Source organism: Rhizobium sp. BK661 (genome assembly GCF_024808825.1).
Classification (GTDB): Bacteria; Pseudomonadota; Alphaproteobacteria; order Rhizobiales; family Rhizobiaceae; genus Rhizobium.
Window position 1 is genome coordinate 1 of record NZ_JANTYT010000040.1, and the last position, 16884, is coordinate 16884.

Annotated in this window: 8 protein-coding genes and 2 pseudogenes; 5 read left to right on the forward strand and 5 right to left on the reverse strand. The window is 56.8% G+C overall.

The annotated features are described in order from the left end of the window. Positions 1-779, reverse strand: a pseudogene (locus tag FHX16_RS30850) (copper oxidase); the annotation flags it as partial. A gap of 612 nt (positions 780-1391) precedes the next feature. Here FHX16_RS30850 and FHX16_RS30855 point away from each other — a divergent pair. Next, entirely contained in the window at positions 1392-2033 is a 642-nt protein-coding gene (locus FHX16_RS30855) for a response regulator transcription factor (RefSeq protein ID WP_183756003.1), read from the forward strand. 143 nt (positions 2034-2176) lie between these two features. Here the strand turns inward: FHX16_RS30855 and FHX16_RS30860 are convergent, their stop codons facing one another. Further along, complete coding sequence (locus FHX16_RS30860; RefSeq protein ID WP_183863923.1) at positions 2177-3568, reverse strand: sensor histidine kinase; 1392 nt, start codon at positions 3566-3568, stop codon at positions 2177-2179. Between the two features lie 237 nt (positions 3569-3805). Between FHX16_RS30860 and FHX16_RS30865 the strand changes: the two genes are divergently transcribed. From FHX16_RS30865 to FHX16_RS30875, 3 genes are all read left to right on the forward strand, one after another. After that, complete coding sequence (locus FHX16_RS30865; protein ID WP_259132137.1) at positions 3806-9835, forward strand: peroxidase family protein; 6030 nt, start codon at positions 3806-3808, stop codon at positions 9833-9835. Positions 9836-9929: 94 nt separating this feature from the next. Beyond that, on the forward strand, positions 9930-11705 hold the full coding sequence (locus FHX16_RS30870) for a type I secretion system permease/ATPase (protein ID WP_259132138.1): 1776 nt from the start codon (positions 9930-9932) through the stop codon (positions 11703-11705). After that, on the forward strand, positions 11698-13014 hold the full coding sequence (locus tag FHX16_RS30875; protein ID WP_259132140.1) for an HlyD family type I secretion periplasmic adaptor subunit: 1317 nt from the start codon (positions 11698-11700) through the stop codon (positions 13012-13014). Before FHX16_RS30870 ends, FHX16_RS30875 begins: the two co-directional genes overlap by 8 nt. A 100-nt stretch (positions 13015-13114) precedes the next feature. Here the strand turns inward: FHX16_RS30875 and FHX16_RS30880 are convergent, their stop codons facing one another. From FHX16_RS30880 to FHX16_RS30890, 3 genes are all read right to left on the reverse strand, one after another. Next, complete coding sequence (locus FHX16_RS30880) at positions 13115-13987, reverse strand: alpha/beta fold hydrolase (RefSeq protein ID WP_259132142.1); 873 nt, start codon at positions 13985-13987, stop codon at positions 13115-13117. A 145-nt stretch (positions 13988-14132) separates the two neighbouring features. Continuing rightward, positions 14133-14876, reverse strand: a complete 744-nt coding sequence (locus FHX16_RS30885; RefSeq protein WP_259132144.1) for an alpha/beta fold hydrolase — start codon at positions 14874-14876, stop codon at positions 14133-14135. Between the two features lie 1125 nt (positions 14877-16001). Next, complete coding sequence (locus FHX16_RS30890; RefSeq protein WP_183755998.1) at positions 16002-16280, reverse strand: HU family DNA-binding protein; 279 nt, start codon at positions 16278-16280, stop codon at positions 16002-16004. 120 nt (positions 16281-16400) lie between these two features. On the opposite strand from FHX16_RS30890, the pseudogene FHX16_RS30895 reads away from it, so the two are divergent. Continuing rightward, positions 16401-16790: pseudogene (locus FHX16_RS30895) on the forward strand (HipA domain-containing protein); the annotation flags it as partial. Between the last annotated feature and the right edge of the window lie 94 nt (positions 16791-16884).

A 16884-nucleotide genomic window follows, 5' to 3' on the forward strand; every position in this document is an offset into this window, starting at 1 on the left:
GCTCCGTCGCTTTCCGCACCGTTATGAGCGTTATGGAAATGCAACTGGGTTTCATTGCGCCCGAAGCCGTTGTTTGCCTTCCGGTCGGTCGGCAGATCATTGTAGATTCGCGTGATGATCGGCTCGCCGTAGCGCCCCTTGATCAGGAATGGCGGCAGAGTGCAGTTGCCGCTCCGTCCTCCGCCATAGGTCCAGCAGCTATCCGGATGTTGAAGCGGGAAATTGTCGTGGAAATAGCCGCCCGATCCCTGCGCAACTTGACCAAGCCGCATGATGTAGCCGACCTTGGGGAAGAACTCGTCCCATCGCTGGTGGGCGAAGACCTCGCCTGGCGGCCGTCCCTCGATCGGTCCACGATAGGTAACGGGATTGATGAATTCCCTGTTGGACGGATCGGCGGAAAAATCCGTGTGATAGGAAAGCCGCTTGGCCGGCCGCTCACCAAGGCCGGCCGGAAAGGCCGCATGGCCCTCAGCCGTCCGTGTGATCGGCAGTGGTTTGAGATGGTTCAGCCGATGCATCGGCTGAGAAAACTTCTGGATGCCGAACAGTGGCGTCCTTGGCGTGCCGGTCGGAACCGCCGCATAGGCGCTCTTTGCAAACGGGCTTAGCCCATTCTTGCAGGCGAGATAGCCGCTTGCTGTGAAGATGCCCCATTTGAGCAACTCTCGCCGGGTGACTTCTCCCTGGTTGAGAGCCCTGACGATCTCCGCGCGATTTTCTCGTGCAAGTTGTGCTTCTCGCTGCCTGATCCTAGATGCGTTGCTCAAAATATACATTCGACCAGCCCCCAATCAAATGTAATCAACCCTTCAACGTAGAAAGAGTTGAGAAACACTACACTTTAAAACCTAAAACAACAAATTTTTACTACTCGATCACAAATATGTTACAGTAATTATCGGGAAAGATATTCCGGCGATATGTCTATCCGCAAGACAATAATGAGCTATTAATCAATAACGGCCTGCCATGGCACGCCGCGAAATAAGTCATTCACTTGAAGACGGTAAAAGCGTCTGAGCTTCAGGCTCCGAGCATGCCCGATTGTGGCAACTGCTAACGACTGTCTAAGGGCATGCTCAAATGGACATCGCCGCCGATTGAAAGCTGCAACGTACCTTCTTCTATGACGGAACGCGGGCTGGCAGAAGCGATGCCCCCGATGGTTGCATCCCTCCAACTATCCGGATCGCACCAGGATTACTATCGATGGATACTTGATAAATATTCATTGATGTAAATAAACCGGGAAAACACACAATAACAACAACGATATAGTTAAATATTACAGCCAAACCTAACTTTAGATACCACTATCGTCCCGCCTATGCAGAGATGACATTTGAGTGTAGGCTGGATCCATTTACGGTTACTGTAGTGGAGGGGTCATGCTCAACTCTGTTAGAGTGGCGTTCGTTGATGATCATCCCATGTTACTTGAAGGTATCGGCGCGGTCTTCGCGCGGCACGGTCGATACGATGTTGTTGCGAAAGGCAGCGATGCAGATGCGGCGCGTGCCATTGCTGCTCGATATGAACCACATCTGATCTTCGTCGACTTAAGTATGCCTGGGGACGTCTATGGGGCAATCAGCGACATTGCAGCGACTGGAAGAACACAAGTCATTGTCTATACGGCGTGCAATAGCGTCGATCTGGCGGTCAAGTCCCTGGACAGCGGTGCCAGCGCCTTCATCCTTAAGGAGAGCATTTCAAACGAGCTTTTTGGGGCGGTCGACGCCGTCATCAAAGGCGAGGTTTTTATTTCTCCCAGTTTGGCGGGTAAGGTGATTTCCGCACTGAAGGGCCGTCGCAAGGAAGGAGCGGCAGGCACCAAACTAAGCCACCGTGAGGAGCAGGTCGTTGCCCTTCTTTTGAAAGCGCGGTCAAACAAGGAGATCGCTCTTTCCCTGTCGATCAGCGAAAAGACAGTCAAGCATTACATGGCCAACCTGATGACGAAACTCAACGCCCGCAACCGCGTCGAAGTGGCACTTGCGGCGCAACAACACGTTTCGCTCACGAGCTAGTCTAGCGCCGCTCTTACCGGGTTTTTCGGGGGTCGCGAGATGTGGCCTTTAGAACCGGATTGCCCCTGGATTGACCGGCATTTCTGCCGTGGCTAGCTGAGGCTCTGGGGAGCCTCAAACGGATTGGTAGGATATCTGCGTGCTCACAGCTGAGATGATCCAAGCGCTCTGTTTTCCAGATCGAGAGGAAGCATGACGACGAGTTCGGTACCACCGGATGCCGGCGATATGATCGAAAGCTCTCCAGACAACGCCGCAAGCCGGTTCTTGAGGCCGACCAGTCCGAGCTTGGCGTTAGCAGTTGGCTCAGGCATTTGCGTAGTGACGCCTGGCCCGCGATCACTCACGGTGATTAAAAGGCGGCCATTTTCTTCCTTGACAGCGACCGACTGACCGGCTGCCGCAGCGTGTCGATAAGCGTTGTTCAAGCCTTCCTGAATGACCCTGTAGCAACATATCTTCACTGCGGTCGGTACCTCCGTTGGAAGCGTCCCGATGTTTCGCTCCACGGAGGTGCCCGTCAATTGCTCATGGCGGTAAATGGCAGCCTCGACAACTTGCGCCAGTCCTTCTGCCTGGATACCCGGCAACACGAGCCCGCTCGAAATGTTGCGGAGCTCCGAATAGAGATATCTCGCAAGCTGGATGGTATTTGGCGGACTGCCTCCCGGCTTGGCGGTGTCACCGGGCTCGAGGCTCTCCTCGCCATCCCGTCCATATTTAAGCGAGAGCATCAGAATGCTGAGTGTCTGGATTGGCCCGTCATGCAGCTCTGATCCGAGGCGCGCCAGGAAATTCTCGTTGTCTTCGCTTGCGCGCACGCGAGCTCGCTCGGCGGCCTTGCGCAGTTCATCATTTTGCTTGGCGAGATGGGCAGCTTCGGCGTAGCGCCGATTGAGATCATCCCTCTGCCGATCAATTGTCTTGCTTCCCCGAGAAACGATGAGGTTGAGGACCGCGATCATTCCGATCGAGGTCAGTCCAACAAGAAGCCAGGTCCAGTTCCGCATGCTGGTGCGCTCGGCGATCAATGCTGCGGCGCTCTGATAGAATTCGCCTACGGCGATGATGCGATTTGTTCCTGTCTGATAGAGGGGCGCATAAACCTCGATCAATCTGATGTTCTGGTCCTCAGTCACGCCGTCGAGCAATTCATCGAGATCTTCGAACGCGGTTGCCAAACCGCCGCTGGCTGCGATTTTGACCTCATTTTCCGCTTGCTCTCCGACCTTGATGTTATCATTCGAGGAATAGGCGAGCGTCCCGTCCAGGCGCCAGATTTTGAGGAGAATGAAGCGGTTGCTTACATCGTGACCTGCAAAAAGCGTGTGGGCAAAAAGCGTATCGAGGCGTTCTTCGATGTGTTCTGCCAAGGGATCGGCTGATCCGAGCTCCTGGATGTAGGGCTGGAGAAATGCTTGGAGGAAGATTGCGCCGGCCTCGGCCGCGCTTCGTGTGGCACTCGCCTGGTATCGCGAACTCATCCAGTTTCCGAGCATTAGCATCGAGACCCCGACGATCAGCGTTGCAGTCATCAGGAACTGTCGAGACAAATTGCTGGCTGAGTGCTTCCGGCGACCGGAGGCTAGCGACCAAAGTCGCAAGCCAATACGGCCTAATTGCCCTATCCGCCCGTTGGACTTCAGTTCAACCATCGCATGGGTCTTTCTGAGCTAATATTCGAACTGAATATGGATCACACTCCTCCTAATGGAATTTGTCGGGTGCACGCAAAATCATTTGCGCGATCGCGCCAGCAAGGGGAGATGAACATGCCCTCCGTTAAACCGTTTGAAATAACATTAGGCGATATCAACTATCTGCTCGACCAGATGCGCGATGCGATTTTTATTGTCAGATTTGATGCACAAGGCCGACCGATTTATGGGTATCACGACTCTGCTGGCGTCGTCCACGAGCTGGGGTTGTTTGGAACTTTTGACCCGCTGGGCATCGTCGATCCGATAACCGGCCTGTCAATTTACGATGGTGCGCGCGAAGCGAGCGGCTTCCGTATCCCAAGCGGGTTGTTCAACAACCTTGTGGATCTGACCCGCTGGACGTGGGGCGCCACCGACAACCCCTTCCCGCGCCTTACGGTGGCAGACTACAGCCATTATGTGTACCAGGTATTGACCAATCGGGCGCTGGCCGGAGATGCGACACATGATGGCTATCTCACAACACATCCAACAATCAGCGATCCAAATGCGGCTACGACGCTGGCAACGCCGGCAGCGTACGCCGATCCAAACAAGAGCGTGGTCGACTATACACCGCGCATGATCGCGCAGACGATCAGCTCGTCCAATGAGGGTGGCGCCCTTGAAAGGGTCGAGGCAAATGCGCCAGGCACCGTGACCGACGTCATCACCTCCACCTATGCGGACGGTTCAGTTCATACCGAGAACATCGTGCGCAACCTCAATACCCTGCCGGGTGACCCGTCGACGAGCGGCATATTCACCCTGTTCGGACAATTTTTCGATCATGGCCTTGATTTCATCGACAAGGGCGGGCAGGGCGCAAAGATCATTATCCCGCTGGATCCGGGCGACCCCCTTTACAGGGCACCGGGGACAAACAATCCTACGGACCCCGGCGACACGACAATTACCATCTCGCGCGCGACGCCGGATGACTACACGTTGCGGGATATACACGGCCGCCAGGTGTCTATAGCGGGCGCCGACAACATCTGGGGGACCGCTGATGACGTCCAATCACTGGGTGCCGATGGCGTTCTGGGAGGGACGGGACAGGATGCCGATGTTTTTGGGCCGGTTGCCAAGCCTGCCCTGCCGACCTACACCAATCACACATCACCATATATCGACCAAAGCCAGAGCTATGGATCGGATACGCAAATCAAACTGTTGCTGCGGGCATGGGTGTTGGACCCCAACAGTGGGCAATACCGCCCGGGCGCGGAGCTTTTCGACGGTCATCAGACGCAGGCATACAACAGTAATGTCTTCAACGATGCCAGTCCCGATGGACTGGGGGTTGGGACGACAACGAGGACCGTACCTACGCTTGCTGAGCTGCGTGCTCATTTGCTAGCAACCGGCCGCGATGATCTGACATGGGATGATATCAATAACTACCGCGCTCGCGATACCAGCGGCCATGTGATCGATACGAATGGCGCCACCCTGGGAGGCTACGTCTTCACGGGCCAGGCCTTGCTACTGGACATGAACCCGAACCTCGCGGCCATCAACTACGGCAATGCGACGATCGTTGCCGGCGGCATAACTGCCGCCAATCTCATGTCCTTCATCGACTTTTCGAACTTTTCGATCCGCAATTCAGTGGGTGGCGTAGCTGTCACCGCCGCGCAGTATGCGGCAGTCAGCGAAGCGTTGATGCAGTCGGTCGGAAACCACTACATCGCAGGCGACGGTCGGGCCAACGAGAATTTCGGCCTCACGGCCCTGCATCATGTCTTCCACGAGAACCACAATGTCCAGCTCGTCAACCTGGAGAACGCAATCCTCGGCCAGACGGATGCAGCCTCGCGCCACAATTTCCAGATCGCCGTCAATGGACCGAATGGTCCTTACACAGACGCAAACGGCAACTATCTTGTTTCACCCGGCGGTCCCATCTCATGGGATCCGGACAAGATGTTCGAAGCCACGAAACTGATCAACGAAATGGAATATCAGCATGTGGCAATCGACCAATATGCACGCCTCGTTACCCCGGACCTGCCCGAGTTCGTGACTTACGACAACGATATCAAGGCCGATATCTCCCTTGAATACGCGCAGGCAGCCTTCCGGTTCGGCCACTCGCAACTGCGCGAGACGATCGACGCCATCGATCCCAATGGTCTGGTCAGCAAGTTTGCCCTGTCGGGCGCCTTCCTGAACCCTGGGCAGTTCGCTGCCGTTGGCGCAACCGACATCGTCCGGGGCATGTCGCAGCAGCTATCGAACGAGGTGGACGAGTTTCTGACGCCTGCGATGCAGCAGTCATTGCTCGGACAACCGCTCGACCTTGCTGCAATCAACATCGCCCGCGGCCGGGACCTCGGAATCCCAACCCTTAACGAGGTGCGCCGGCAGCTTCACGACGCATTGGTCGCGGAACGCGCAGCTGATCCGGCGACGCCGCACCATACCAATCTCATTGTCGATGCGCTAAACCCGTACACAAGCTGGGCTGAATTTGGGTCGCAGATGCAGCACCCGCAGTCGCTGGTGAATTTCATCGCGGCTTACGCGTTTGACGGAGATCTGGCAAAGGCCGAAGCAATCGTCGGCCTGGAGAACGGCACGATCGCCGAAGGTTCGGCTGAAGCACAGGGCTTTTCCGTCAACTATGCGATAGCGTTTCTCAACAATACCGGGGTCAACCCGGGTGACCAACCGCCGATCGGGGCTGACGGCTTCAACAGCATAGACCTCTGGATTGGCGGTCTGGCTGAACTGCACGTCTTTACCGGCCAGCTCGGGACGACGTTCAATGCGATTTTCGAAGATCAGATGGAAAGGCTGATGGATGGCGATCGCTTCTACTACATCTACCGCCTCCAGACAGCCTTGAACATTGATACCGATCTCGGGCACGCCATCGTCACCGAACAATTCAAGGACATTATCGAACGCACGACTGGCGCAATTCACCTGAACGGCGACGTCATGGGATACGCAGACAGCAATATCGAACTCGCCCGTACGATCGTGCCTGGCACGGCACTGCGGGCTGTCAGAGGCGAGCTCATCCTTGACATCAATGGCAATTCGGTCGCCGCCAACATGGGCGACCTGAAATATGATGCGAACCACCAGCTGATTACGCAGGACTACCAAAACGCCCACGCCTATGGCGCGTTGTTGTCAAGTTACGCGGCGACGCCAAACGGGATCGATGTTGTCGGCGGCGCAGCCAATCTGGGCTACGGTATATACTCGGGCTTCGGCAACGGCATCGTCGGCAATGGTGGTCTTATCACCAAATCCAATTCCGACCTCGGCACCACACGTACTTTCATCCGCGATTTCCGTCCGGACATGGGCGAAAACCCCGATGGTACACCAGCCTCGGGATACAATTCTCACGAAGTGATTGCCGGCACCGACAATGACGACTGGATCGACGCAGGCAATGGCGACGATACGGTCTATGGCGACCGGGGGGATGATGTGTTGGACGGAAAAGCCGGCGCAGACCATCTCTACGGCGGCGATGGTCAGGACGTAATCTATGGCGGCGACATCGAGGACTTCCTCGATGGAGGCACTGGCGACGATATTGTTTACGCCGGCACCAGTGCCGGTGCGCTCGATGTCGTCATCGGTGGCGGCGGCAACGACAAGCTCTATGGCGAAGCCGGCATCGACGAGATCTACGGCGGCAGCGGCGACGACTACATCGACGCCGGCGGTGACACCGACCTCGCATTCGGAGATGGTGGCAATGACGAGATGTATGGTGGTGACGGCCCCGACGAACTACGCGGCGGCCTTGGGGATGACATCCTTTCGGGCGGCTCGGGCGCCGACATGTTGCTTGGCGAAGGTGGCGACGACATTATCATGGGTGGTATTGGACAGGCCGCGCAGGTTGGCGATGCCGATGAGGCCCTTGGCGGCGACGGCTTTGACATGGCATCCTACAGCGATGTGAGCATCGTGCTCGATGTCCCGGCAGACCTTCGCAACCAGGGTCTGACCGCAGCCAACGGAGGAACCGCATTCAATCCCTTCAACCAGTTGCTCAGTCAAATCGAAGGCATCGTGGGATCGAGGTTCAACGACAGACTGATCGGGGATGCCGGAGATAACTGGTTGATCGGTGGTGGAGGTGCCGATCGTTTCAATACGACTGTTGCTGACGCGACAGGCAACATCGGCAGCGGCGGCAACGATGTCATCATTGGCGACAGCATCCGTCTCGATACTCTTATCGGCGCCTACAGCGGCTATTCGACCAGTCTGGACGCGCTTGGCAATGCCGTGCATTCCGTTGGAAACGTCCTCACCGCCGGTCTCCTCGGGAACGTTGCGCTTGGGACTCAGATGTTTGCCACGCACTACACGGACTTGCTGAAGACCGAGAAGTTCAAGAACATGGTGCTCGGCTCCGACCCCGCCGCCGCAGGATCGGATACCGTGATCTTTTCAGGCAACAGAGCCGATTACACGGTAACTACAGTTACCTTTACGTCGGCAAACCAGGGTACTGTTCTGGCTTACAAGATACAGGATAACAGGCCCGGATCGCCGGATGGCACAGACCTTCTGGTCGGGATCGACATTGTGCAATTTGCAGATCGGACAATCACCGTCGATCAATTGGCGAACCACATTCCCACGGGAACGCTGTCGTTCAATGCCGGAGACCAAGGGAGCCTGGCCCGCCTTACACCAACGAGTGCGCTTTTTGACGCCGACAACATCACTCTGGCAAATCCGCAAGGCAGCGTCACTATTCCAAATAGCGGCTACAACTGGCAAACAAGCGCTGACGGTGTCGCCTGGACCACGGTGCAGAGCGGCACCGCTAGCGGGCAGCAATCCAGCCAGCATGTTCTCAGTCAGAGCCAGACATCTGGAAAGCTGATCCGGCTCGTGGCATCCTTCGTGGACGCACTCGGAAATCCGGAGTCGGTGCAGTCAAATACATGGAACCTCGTGGTTGGCACCACGTCCAGTAACACCGGGGCTAGCGCGCTGAGCGGCACCGGCAGTCTGCTGATCGGAGATGCCATCTTCGGTCTTGGCGGGAACGATGTGTTGAACGGGCTAGCCGGTGACGATCGTTTGTTTGGCGGCGATGGCAACGACGCTCTTAACGGTGGCGATGGCAACGACTATCTCGATGGCGGAGCAGGCAACGATACACTGACTGGCGGCATCGGTGATGACACCTACGTGATCGCAAGCAATGGAGGATTTTTCGGGGGCACTGACACCATCGTCGAGCAGGCGAACGGCGGAACGGACCTTGTGCTTAGTTCGACGAGCTATACGCTCGGAAACAACCTCGAAAACCTGACCCTGGCCGGCGGCAGCAATATCAACGGTACTGGCAACGGCGGTGCGAACAGTCTCGTCGGCAACTCGGGCAATAACACGCTGGACGGTGGAGCAGGTGCCGATTCACTGACCGGTGGAGCTGGCAATGATACTTACATTGTCGACAACGCAGGTGACACGATCCATGAAAATGCAAACCAGGGGACAGATACGGTGCGCACGTCGTTGCCTACGTTCACCCTGTCCGACAACGTCGAGAATCTCGTTTACACCGGCAATGTATCGTTTACCGGTAACGGCAATGCCCTCAACAACGCCATTACCGGGGGCAACGCCGGCGATACGCTGAATGGCGGTGACGGAAACGATACGCTTACGGGCGGGGGCGGCGACGATACCCTGAACGGCGGAAATGGCAACGACACCCTTGTCGGCGGTTCCGGCAACGATGTCCTCACGGGCGATGCGGGTGCAGACCAGTTTGTCTTCAACACCAACCTGAACAGCGCGGGCGTCGATACGATCACTAATTTTGTCAGCACCGCCGCCAATTCGGCGGAACACGATCGCATCGTCCTGGATAACGCAAACGGCATATTCAGCCAGGTTGGAAACAACGGAAATCTGCTCGCAGCAGCCTTCTGGAGTTCGGCCACGGGTACCGCCCACGATAGTTCCGACAGAATTATCTACAACACCACGAACGGTTGGCTGACATACGACAGCGACGGCACCGCCAACGGAGGAACGGTGCATTTTGCCACCCTCGAAGCAAACCTCACGCTCCAGGCAGCCGACTTCTTGGTCGTCTGAGGCAGGGGGCCGGCCAGCCCTTGGACCCCCTCCGGAATTGGCCGGCCCCACTGAGACAAACGTGCGCTTCGCCGAGCGAGAGATGGAGCTTCACATGCATCAGCCGCTGCGCGCTGCAAATGCAAATCACGCCCTATTCGACCCTAGACTATCCAGCACGCTACCTGCGAGTATTGCGCTCAAGCGCCGCCTGTCAGATCTAAGAGCAGTCGGGCTCTTTTCTGCTGTGATCAGCGTTTTGACGCTGACCGGCTCCTTCTACATGCTTCAGGTCTATGATCGGGTCTTGGTGAGCCGCAGCGTCGAGACGCTGCTGGTTCTGTCTGCAATTGCGCTTGTGGCATTTTTGCTTCAGGGATTGCTGGACTCGTTTCGACTGCGAATGCTGAGCCGGATTGGCGCGCAATTCGATGAAGACCTATCAAGCTTGGCCTTTCGTGCCACCAGCCTCTTGCCGTTGAAGGGCGCAAAGCCGGACGAAGCAATGCAGCCTCTTCGTGATCTCGATCAGGTTCGCGCGTTTCTTGGCAGTCCGGGCCCGACCGCACTTTTCGACCTTCCTTTCATGCCGCTTTTCGTGATCGGCTGTTTTCTATTGCATCCGTGGCTCGGTTGGCTCGCCGTCGGTGGCGGGAGCGTCATTGTCTTCCTCGCGGTTGCAACGGATGTGCAAGTTCGCGCTCCCACGCATGAAGCCACGTTACAGGGAAATCGGAAACATCTCTTTGCGGAATCGGCGCGACGTCACTCGGAGGCAGTCGATGCAATGGGCATGCATGAATCGATGGCCAGCAGGTGGAGAAAGCTGAGCCGCGATTTCCGCGATACCAGTTTGCAGGCAAGTGACGTCCAGGCCAGTCTGGGTGCATTTGCGAAGATATTCCGCACGGTCCTTCAATCGTCAATATTGGCACTGGGAGCCTATCTGGCCGTCCACCAGGAGGTATCCGGCGGCGCCATGATCGCCGCATCGATAATGACGTCTCGTGCGCTGGCACCGATCGAAACGGCAATAGCCCATTGGAAGGGGTTCGTTTCGGCGAGGGCAGCCTATACAAGGCTCAAGAACTCGCTGTCCATTGCAGTCGAAGGTGAGCAGGTTGAGTTGAGGCCACCTCGCCTGAAGCTGACCGTGGATGGGCTTGCCGTTGCCGCGCCAGGTGCCGCAGATCCGGTCTTGCTGAACGCTTCGTTTGAGCTGTGGGCAGGCGATGGCCTCGGTATTATCGGCCCAAGCGGCTCCGGCAAGTCGTCGCTTGCACGCACCCTTGTCGGCGTCTGGTCGCCAATGAAGGGCAATGTGAAGCTTGACGGTGCACTCCTTAACCAATGGAACCGCGACAGCCTTGGTCGCCATGTCGGCTATCTGCCCCAGGATCTCGCCCTTGTTGACAGCACGATCGCGGAAGCGATTTCCCGTTTCCAGGCTGATGGCAACTCGGAAAGGATCATCAAGGCGGCGATGGCTGCGGGTGCCCATGAGCTCATTGTCGGCATGCCGGACGGTTATGAAACGAGGATCGGCGACGGCGGCATGTTTCTGTCCGGTGGTCAGCGTCAAAGGATTGGTTTGGCCCGCGCGCTTTATGGCGATCCGTTCCTTGTCGTTCTCGATGAGCCGAACTCGAATCTTGACGCCTCCGGCGACGCGGCGCTAAGCAATGCGATCAGCGACGTGCGTAGCCGCGGCGGAATCGCGATCGTGATTACTCATCGACCGCTCGGGCTGGCATCCGTCGACAAAGTCGCGTTTGTTCACGAAAAAAGCATCAAGCTCTTCGGACCGAAGGATGATGTGATGGCGGTCCTTTCGAGGCCTTCCGATGCGGCGATCCCCCTGAAAGCCAGTGGGAATTCCACCCATGTATAGCTCGACCTCCTGGTATTCTGACCATTCTCATTCGCTTCGCCGCTACAGGCGGGCAGGCACAATGTTGATTGCCGCCTTCGCGTCCACCTTTGGTATTTGGGCAGCCATTGCACCGCTCTCCAGCGCGGTTGTTGCGTCAGGACATTTCGAGGTCGAAGGCAACATCAAGAAAATCCAACACAAGGCGGGTGGAGTGGTTTCACAGATTCTTGTCCACGAGGGACAGCGAGTAGCGGGAGGACAGGCACTTCTCCGTCTGGATGATACCAATGCGCGGTCCGAACTCCAAATCGTCGAGCATCAGCTCGCGGAGCTTCAGATGAGCGCAGCCAGACTCGGAGCCGAACGCGACGGCGCAGTCAATTTCGAGCTTCCGAGCTATTTCGTCAAATATTCTGACCCCATGTCGGCGCGTATCCTCTTCAATCGAGAGCAGGAACTTCTCGATGCGCGCCTGAAGGCACGGCAGGGTCAGAAGCAGCAGCTAACCGAGCGGGTGACGCAGCTGATGAATCAGATCGATGGTCTTACCCTCCAGGAGAGTGCGAAACGGCACGAACATCAATTGCTCGATACGGAACTTCGCAGCCTTCGCAGCCTCCTCGACAGGCAACTTGTTCTGGTTAGCCAGGTAAAGATCCTTGAGAGGAACATGGCGCAACTCGATGGTGAGATCGGCCAACTTCAAGCGTCCACCGCAGAGATCCGGGCGAAGATTGCCGAAACAAAACTCCAGATGCTGAATCTGGACCAGATTGCTGTTGCCGAGGCGGGCAAGGACCTTGCGGAGACCGAGAGCAAGATCAATGAGCTCAGCGAAAAGCAAATTGAAGCGAAGGATGCCTTGACGCGCGTTAGCGTCCGGTCGCCTTTGGCCGGCGTCGTGCACGAGCTTTCCGTCCACACCGTCGGCGGCGTTGTTGGTGCTGGCGAAGTGCTCATGATGATCGTGCCCGAAATGGCCGAGCTAAACGTCGAACTGAGAATCTCGCCTCAGGAAGTCGATTCGATCCATGTTGGCGACAAGACATATGTCAGGATCAGCGGCCTTAATCGTTCCACTACACCGGATCTCGAGGGAAAGGTGGAAATGATCGGGGCAGATCTGGTCGAGGACACGCCAACGCGGATCTCGTACTACCCCGTCCGTGTTCATTTGCCCCCCGGTGAACTCGATCGACTAACTGGTACACAAGTTGTTCCGGGGATGCCGGTCGAAGCTTTCATCACGACGTCCAAACGAACTTTCCTCGACTATCTATGGGAGCCACTTTCCGATCGGCTGCGGCGTGCTATTCGTGAGCACTAAGGCTGACGAAGACGGTTCCCTGACGTTCGCGCAAACCTTCAAAGTCGAGACCCGCGGGAAATCCTCGTTGAGGGCTGCTGCGATGGCGGGTATGGTCGTGTTATCGCCCGAGGCTGATCCCGCCTCTTGCGGCTGCGGCCGAAGGGGATTGAGCGTCACGCGCGAAATGAGAAAGCTCGCTGTTGAATCTGGCCGGGTTTTCCATAAAGGGCGCGTGGCCCGTCATCGGATACCACGATGCAATGGCTGCAGGGCACATGCTCAGAAGGTGCCGCCCCATCGCCGGGAGGATCACCGTGTCCTGTTCACCTTGGGTCACAAGGACCGGCACATCGATCCTGGCCAGCACGTCGTCAGAATCGATCTGACGGGACAGAAGGGCAGCGCGGACCTTCGCGGGGACGACCATATTCCAGGAAATTGCCATCTCAAATACCTCGGCTGGCAGCTGCGAATAAGTGCACCCGCGAACAAAATTGCGAATTGCTTCTATGTTGGTCGGAAGATCGTCGTCAGTCGCGCCGATGACATGGTCCAGGAAACCGGGACCGATCAAAGTGCCGAAGGCTGATTTGTTCAGCGTGACTGCTGCGCCCACAAAGTTGATGCCCGCAACATGAGCGGTGCCATGAAGGCGGAGATAGTCGCAGATGATGAAGCCGGCGTAGGACCAGCCGACAAGGATCGGACATCCCAGATCAACTTGCTTGATGACAGCGGCGACATCGTCGGCCCAAAGCTGAGGGTCGGTATAATTTCCGTCTCCCAGCGGGGCGTCCGACATGCCGTGGCCGCGCAGGTCCAGAGCGACGAGGCGACAATCGTCGGCAAGCGCGCTTTCATATTGTTTTTTCCAACACAGATGGTTTTGCGACCACCCATGGATGAAAAAGATGGATGGCGCATCTTGGTTTCCCCACTCGCGAACCTGCAGACGTACGCCTCCACCGCCGGTGACATTGTGAATTTTCATTGTCCTACCTCCTCATGAATGTCGAATCAGAGTGAGGCGTGCGCGTGAGAAAGGGCGTTGAAGAAACCGTTGAAACTGTCGGCCTGGTCGTTGAAACCACACCACAGGTCCGCTCTCAATGCTTCGAGAAGACAATGGCAAAGCACTATGCTGTTTCGCAGACGAACTGTCTGAGTTCGTGGACAAACTGCTCAAAGGCGAGTTCGTGTGGGAGGAGAATATGGTTGGCGCTGTCGAGGTCGACAAACCGTGCGCTAGGAATGCCGGTTGCGAACTCCCTTCCGGACCCAAAGGGAACGACAGCGTCATTTCGTGCGTGCAGAACGAGCGTCGGAACTTTTATCTGTGAAAGGAGGTTCGAGACGTCAATTTCGCCGAATGCTTCATGAAGGCGGCCGGCATTGCAAGGCGAGACCGAAATGCGCTGCAGTTCATCAAACCAGTCCATCTGAACCTGGTTCGCGCGCGGAATGAACATGGTTGTGAACAGATGGCGAAAAACCGGGTTGTTCTGGCCCCATCCTTCCCGGATAAGTGCGGTCATTGCCTCATGGGTAGCGATTTCATGGCTGTCGCCTCGCTGCCGCCAGCCTTTGACAAAACCTCCGTAGAGAATGAGGCCCGTCACTCGTTCGGGGTGTCGCAGGGCATAGGCAACGGAGACGGCGCAGCTTTGCGACACCCCCAGAAGTGTAAAACGTTCGAGACCCGCCGCGTCGACAACGGCCTCCAGGTCAGCGATCATCGCCGTGAACGAGATATCCTCGGCAACCCAGTCCGATAGCCCAGTTCCACGTTCGTCATAGCGGATGAGCATCGTTTCTTCCGAAAGAGCGTCAATCCAATGCATCCACACCGGACTTTCCCACTCATACTGGAGATGTGACATCCAATGAGCGGCTCGCACGATCGGTGAGCCATGCCCGCACACTGCGTAAGCGATCGTCGTCTGGTCGGCCGTCTTGCAGAAGCGAATCTCCTGCGGCCTCCTGCTACACGACAACGCAATTGGTCGTGCATCCCGAGGCTCCGACCGCTGGTCGGGCAAATCGACGTCGACAATCTCTGTGGCGAGACGCTTCAAAGCCATGGAATGAACGTGCACGCGCTCGGGGTTATCCCTGAGCCGTCCGATGAGGGTGCGCAGAACGGCCGCGTGCAACCGGAGCGCCTTGTCTCGATGATATTGCCGCCAAGCTTCAAAGCTCGGGCAGTGCGGCAGGGAGAGGCCTTCGAGAAATTCACCCCGAAAAATCGCCACAAGAGATTCCAGGGTTTCGGTATCCATGACGCTAAGGTCGATGCGTCGAAGGGATGCTGTGCCCCTGATGTCCAGGTCAACCCTCTCGAGGCTGAGGGAAACAGAATCGTGGTCTGCATGTAGACGCTCATGACCGTCGGTGTTCACGATGGGTCTGAGTTTGTGAAGGCTCCACCTCAGCGAAGCCCGGGGGTCGTCTGGGACATGCCAGAACATCTTGCATAGATGATCGCGACGCTGGGGCCTTCCGATGACGGCCAAATAGGCGAGAAGCGCGCGTGTCTTCTTCGACTGCGGTAGGGGCAGAGCCTCTCCGTTTTGGCTGACGTTGAGTTCGCCCAGTACCGCAATTGCTAGATCGCCAATCATGATACACCGACGTGACGGTAGCATTCGGACGTTAGCTTAGAACAATGTCATTGGAGGCGAAATCGGCTTTGATGCTCGATTGAGTTTTCGGTGCGGAATTTTTGCGGGCTTCGCTAATCTTGTAGTTAGCTTGGGGGATTAAGGCCTCCAATGATTGAACCGTGCGTTCATGGTACGACCGACGCGTCATGTGCACAGTGCGGTTGTACATCTCCCATCAATGGTCTTTACGAAGATACGATGAAGGCTGGAGCTCCCCAGCCACACCCGCTTTTCCTGCACGACTTGCGCCCGAATGTCTCTGTGGGACGCCGAAGCCACACTTTACGTCGTCCCACTGACTCCTAAAAATGACCCCGCAACCAGGGCGGGGTCGTTCTCACTTTACTTGTTTAGCGCATCCTTCAGCGCCTTCGCAGGCTGAAAGGTCAGCTTCTTGGCCGCTGCAACCTTGATGGTCGCACCCGTGGCTGGATTGCGAGCCTCGCGCTCGGGCGTTGCCTTTACCTTGAACTTGCCAAAACCCGGCAGCGACGTTTCATTCCCGGCGACAGCCGCGCTAGCGATCGAGGCGATCACCGCTTCAACGATTGCCTTACCCTGGACCTTCGTCAGGCCATGCGCCGCAGCGATCTTGTCAGCGATTTCGTTGGTCGTTGTCATTGTTGCTTCCCCATTAATTCGTACGAGCATCCCTGCCATTGGTCGCGGGCGCTGTCACTGATGCGCCGTAGCAAAAGCAAGGTTGAGCGCCAGATTTCCACAGCTTCTGATTAAAATTCCTCGCTGTCGGACGGAAAAGTCCTGCTCGTTAAATGCTTTGGTCGTGGCCTTGGCGGTGAGCGCATACATATCGAGGATTTTGCACAGGTCTTCGGCGTCTATCCGTCTGGAAAATATGAAGGGGCCGCCTATCACGACATCGCAGCCGCCCTAAGCGTTGCCGTCTCGCTTGCCTCTGCATTCGAATTCGTCCGCCAGCTGGCTCTGGCTGCCATAACCGGTAACGGCGACATGCACCTGAAGAATTGGTCATTGATCTATCGCGAGGCTGGCGACAAACCGCAACTTGCGCCTGTTTACGATGCGCACTCGACGGTCCCCTACATCCCTGCGGATGCCATGGCTCTGTCACTGGCCGGCCGGTGGTCCTTCAAGGGGATGAACGTGCAGTGACCTTGCCCCGTTGAAATAATCCATTTTGAAGTAAGCTCTGGCCCATTGAGAGGACCAGGGAATGAAGCGCAGCCGTTTCACAGACGAACAG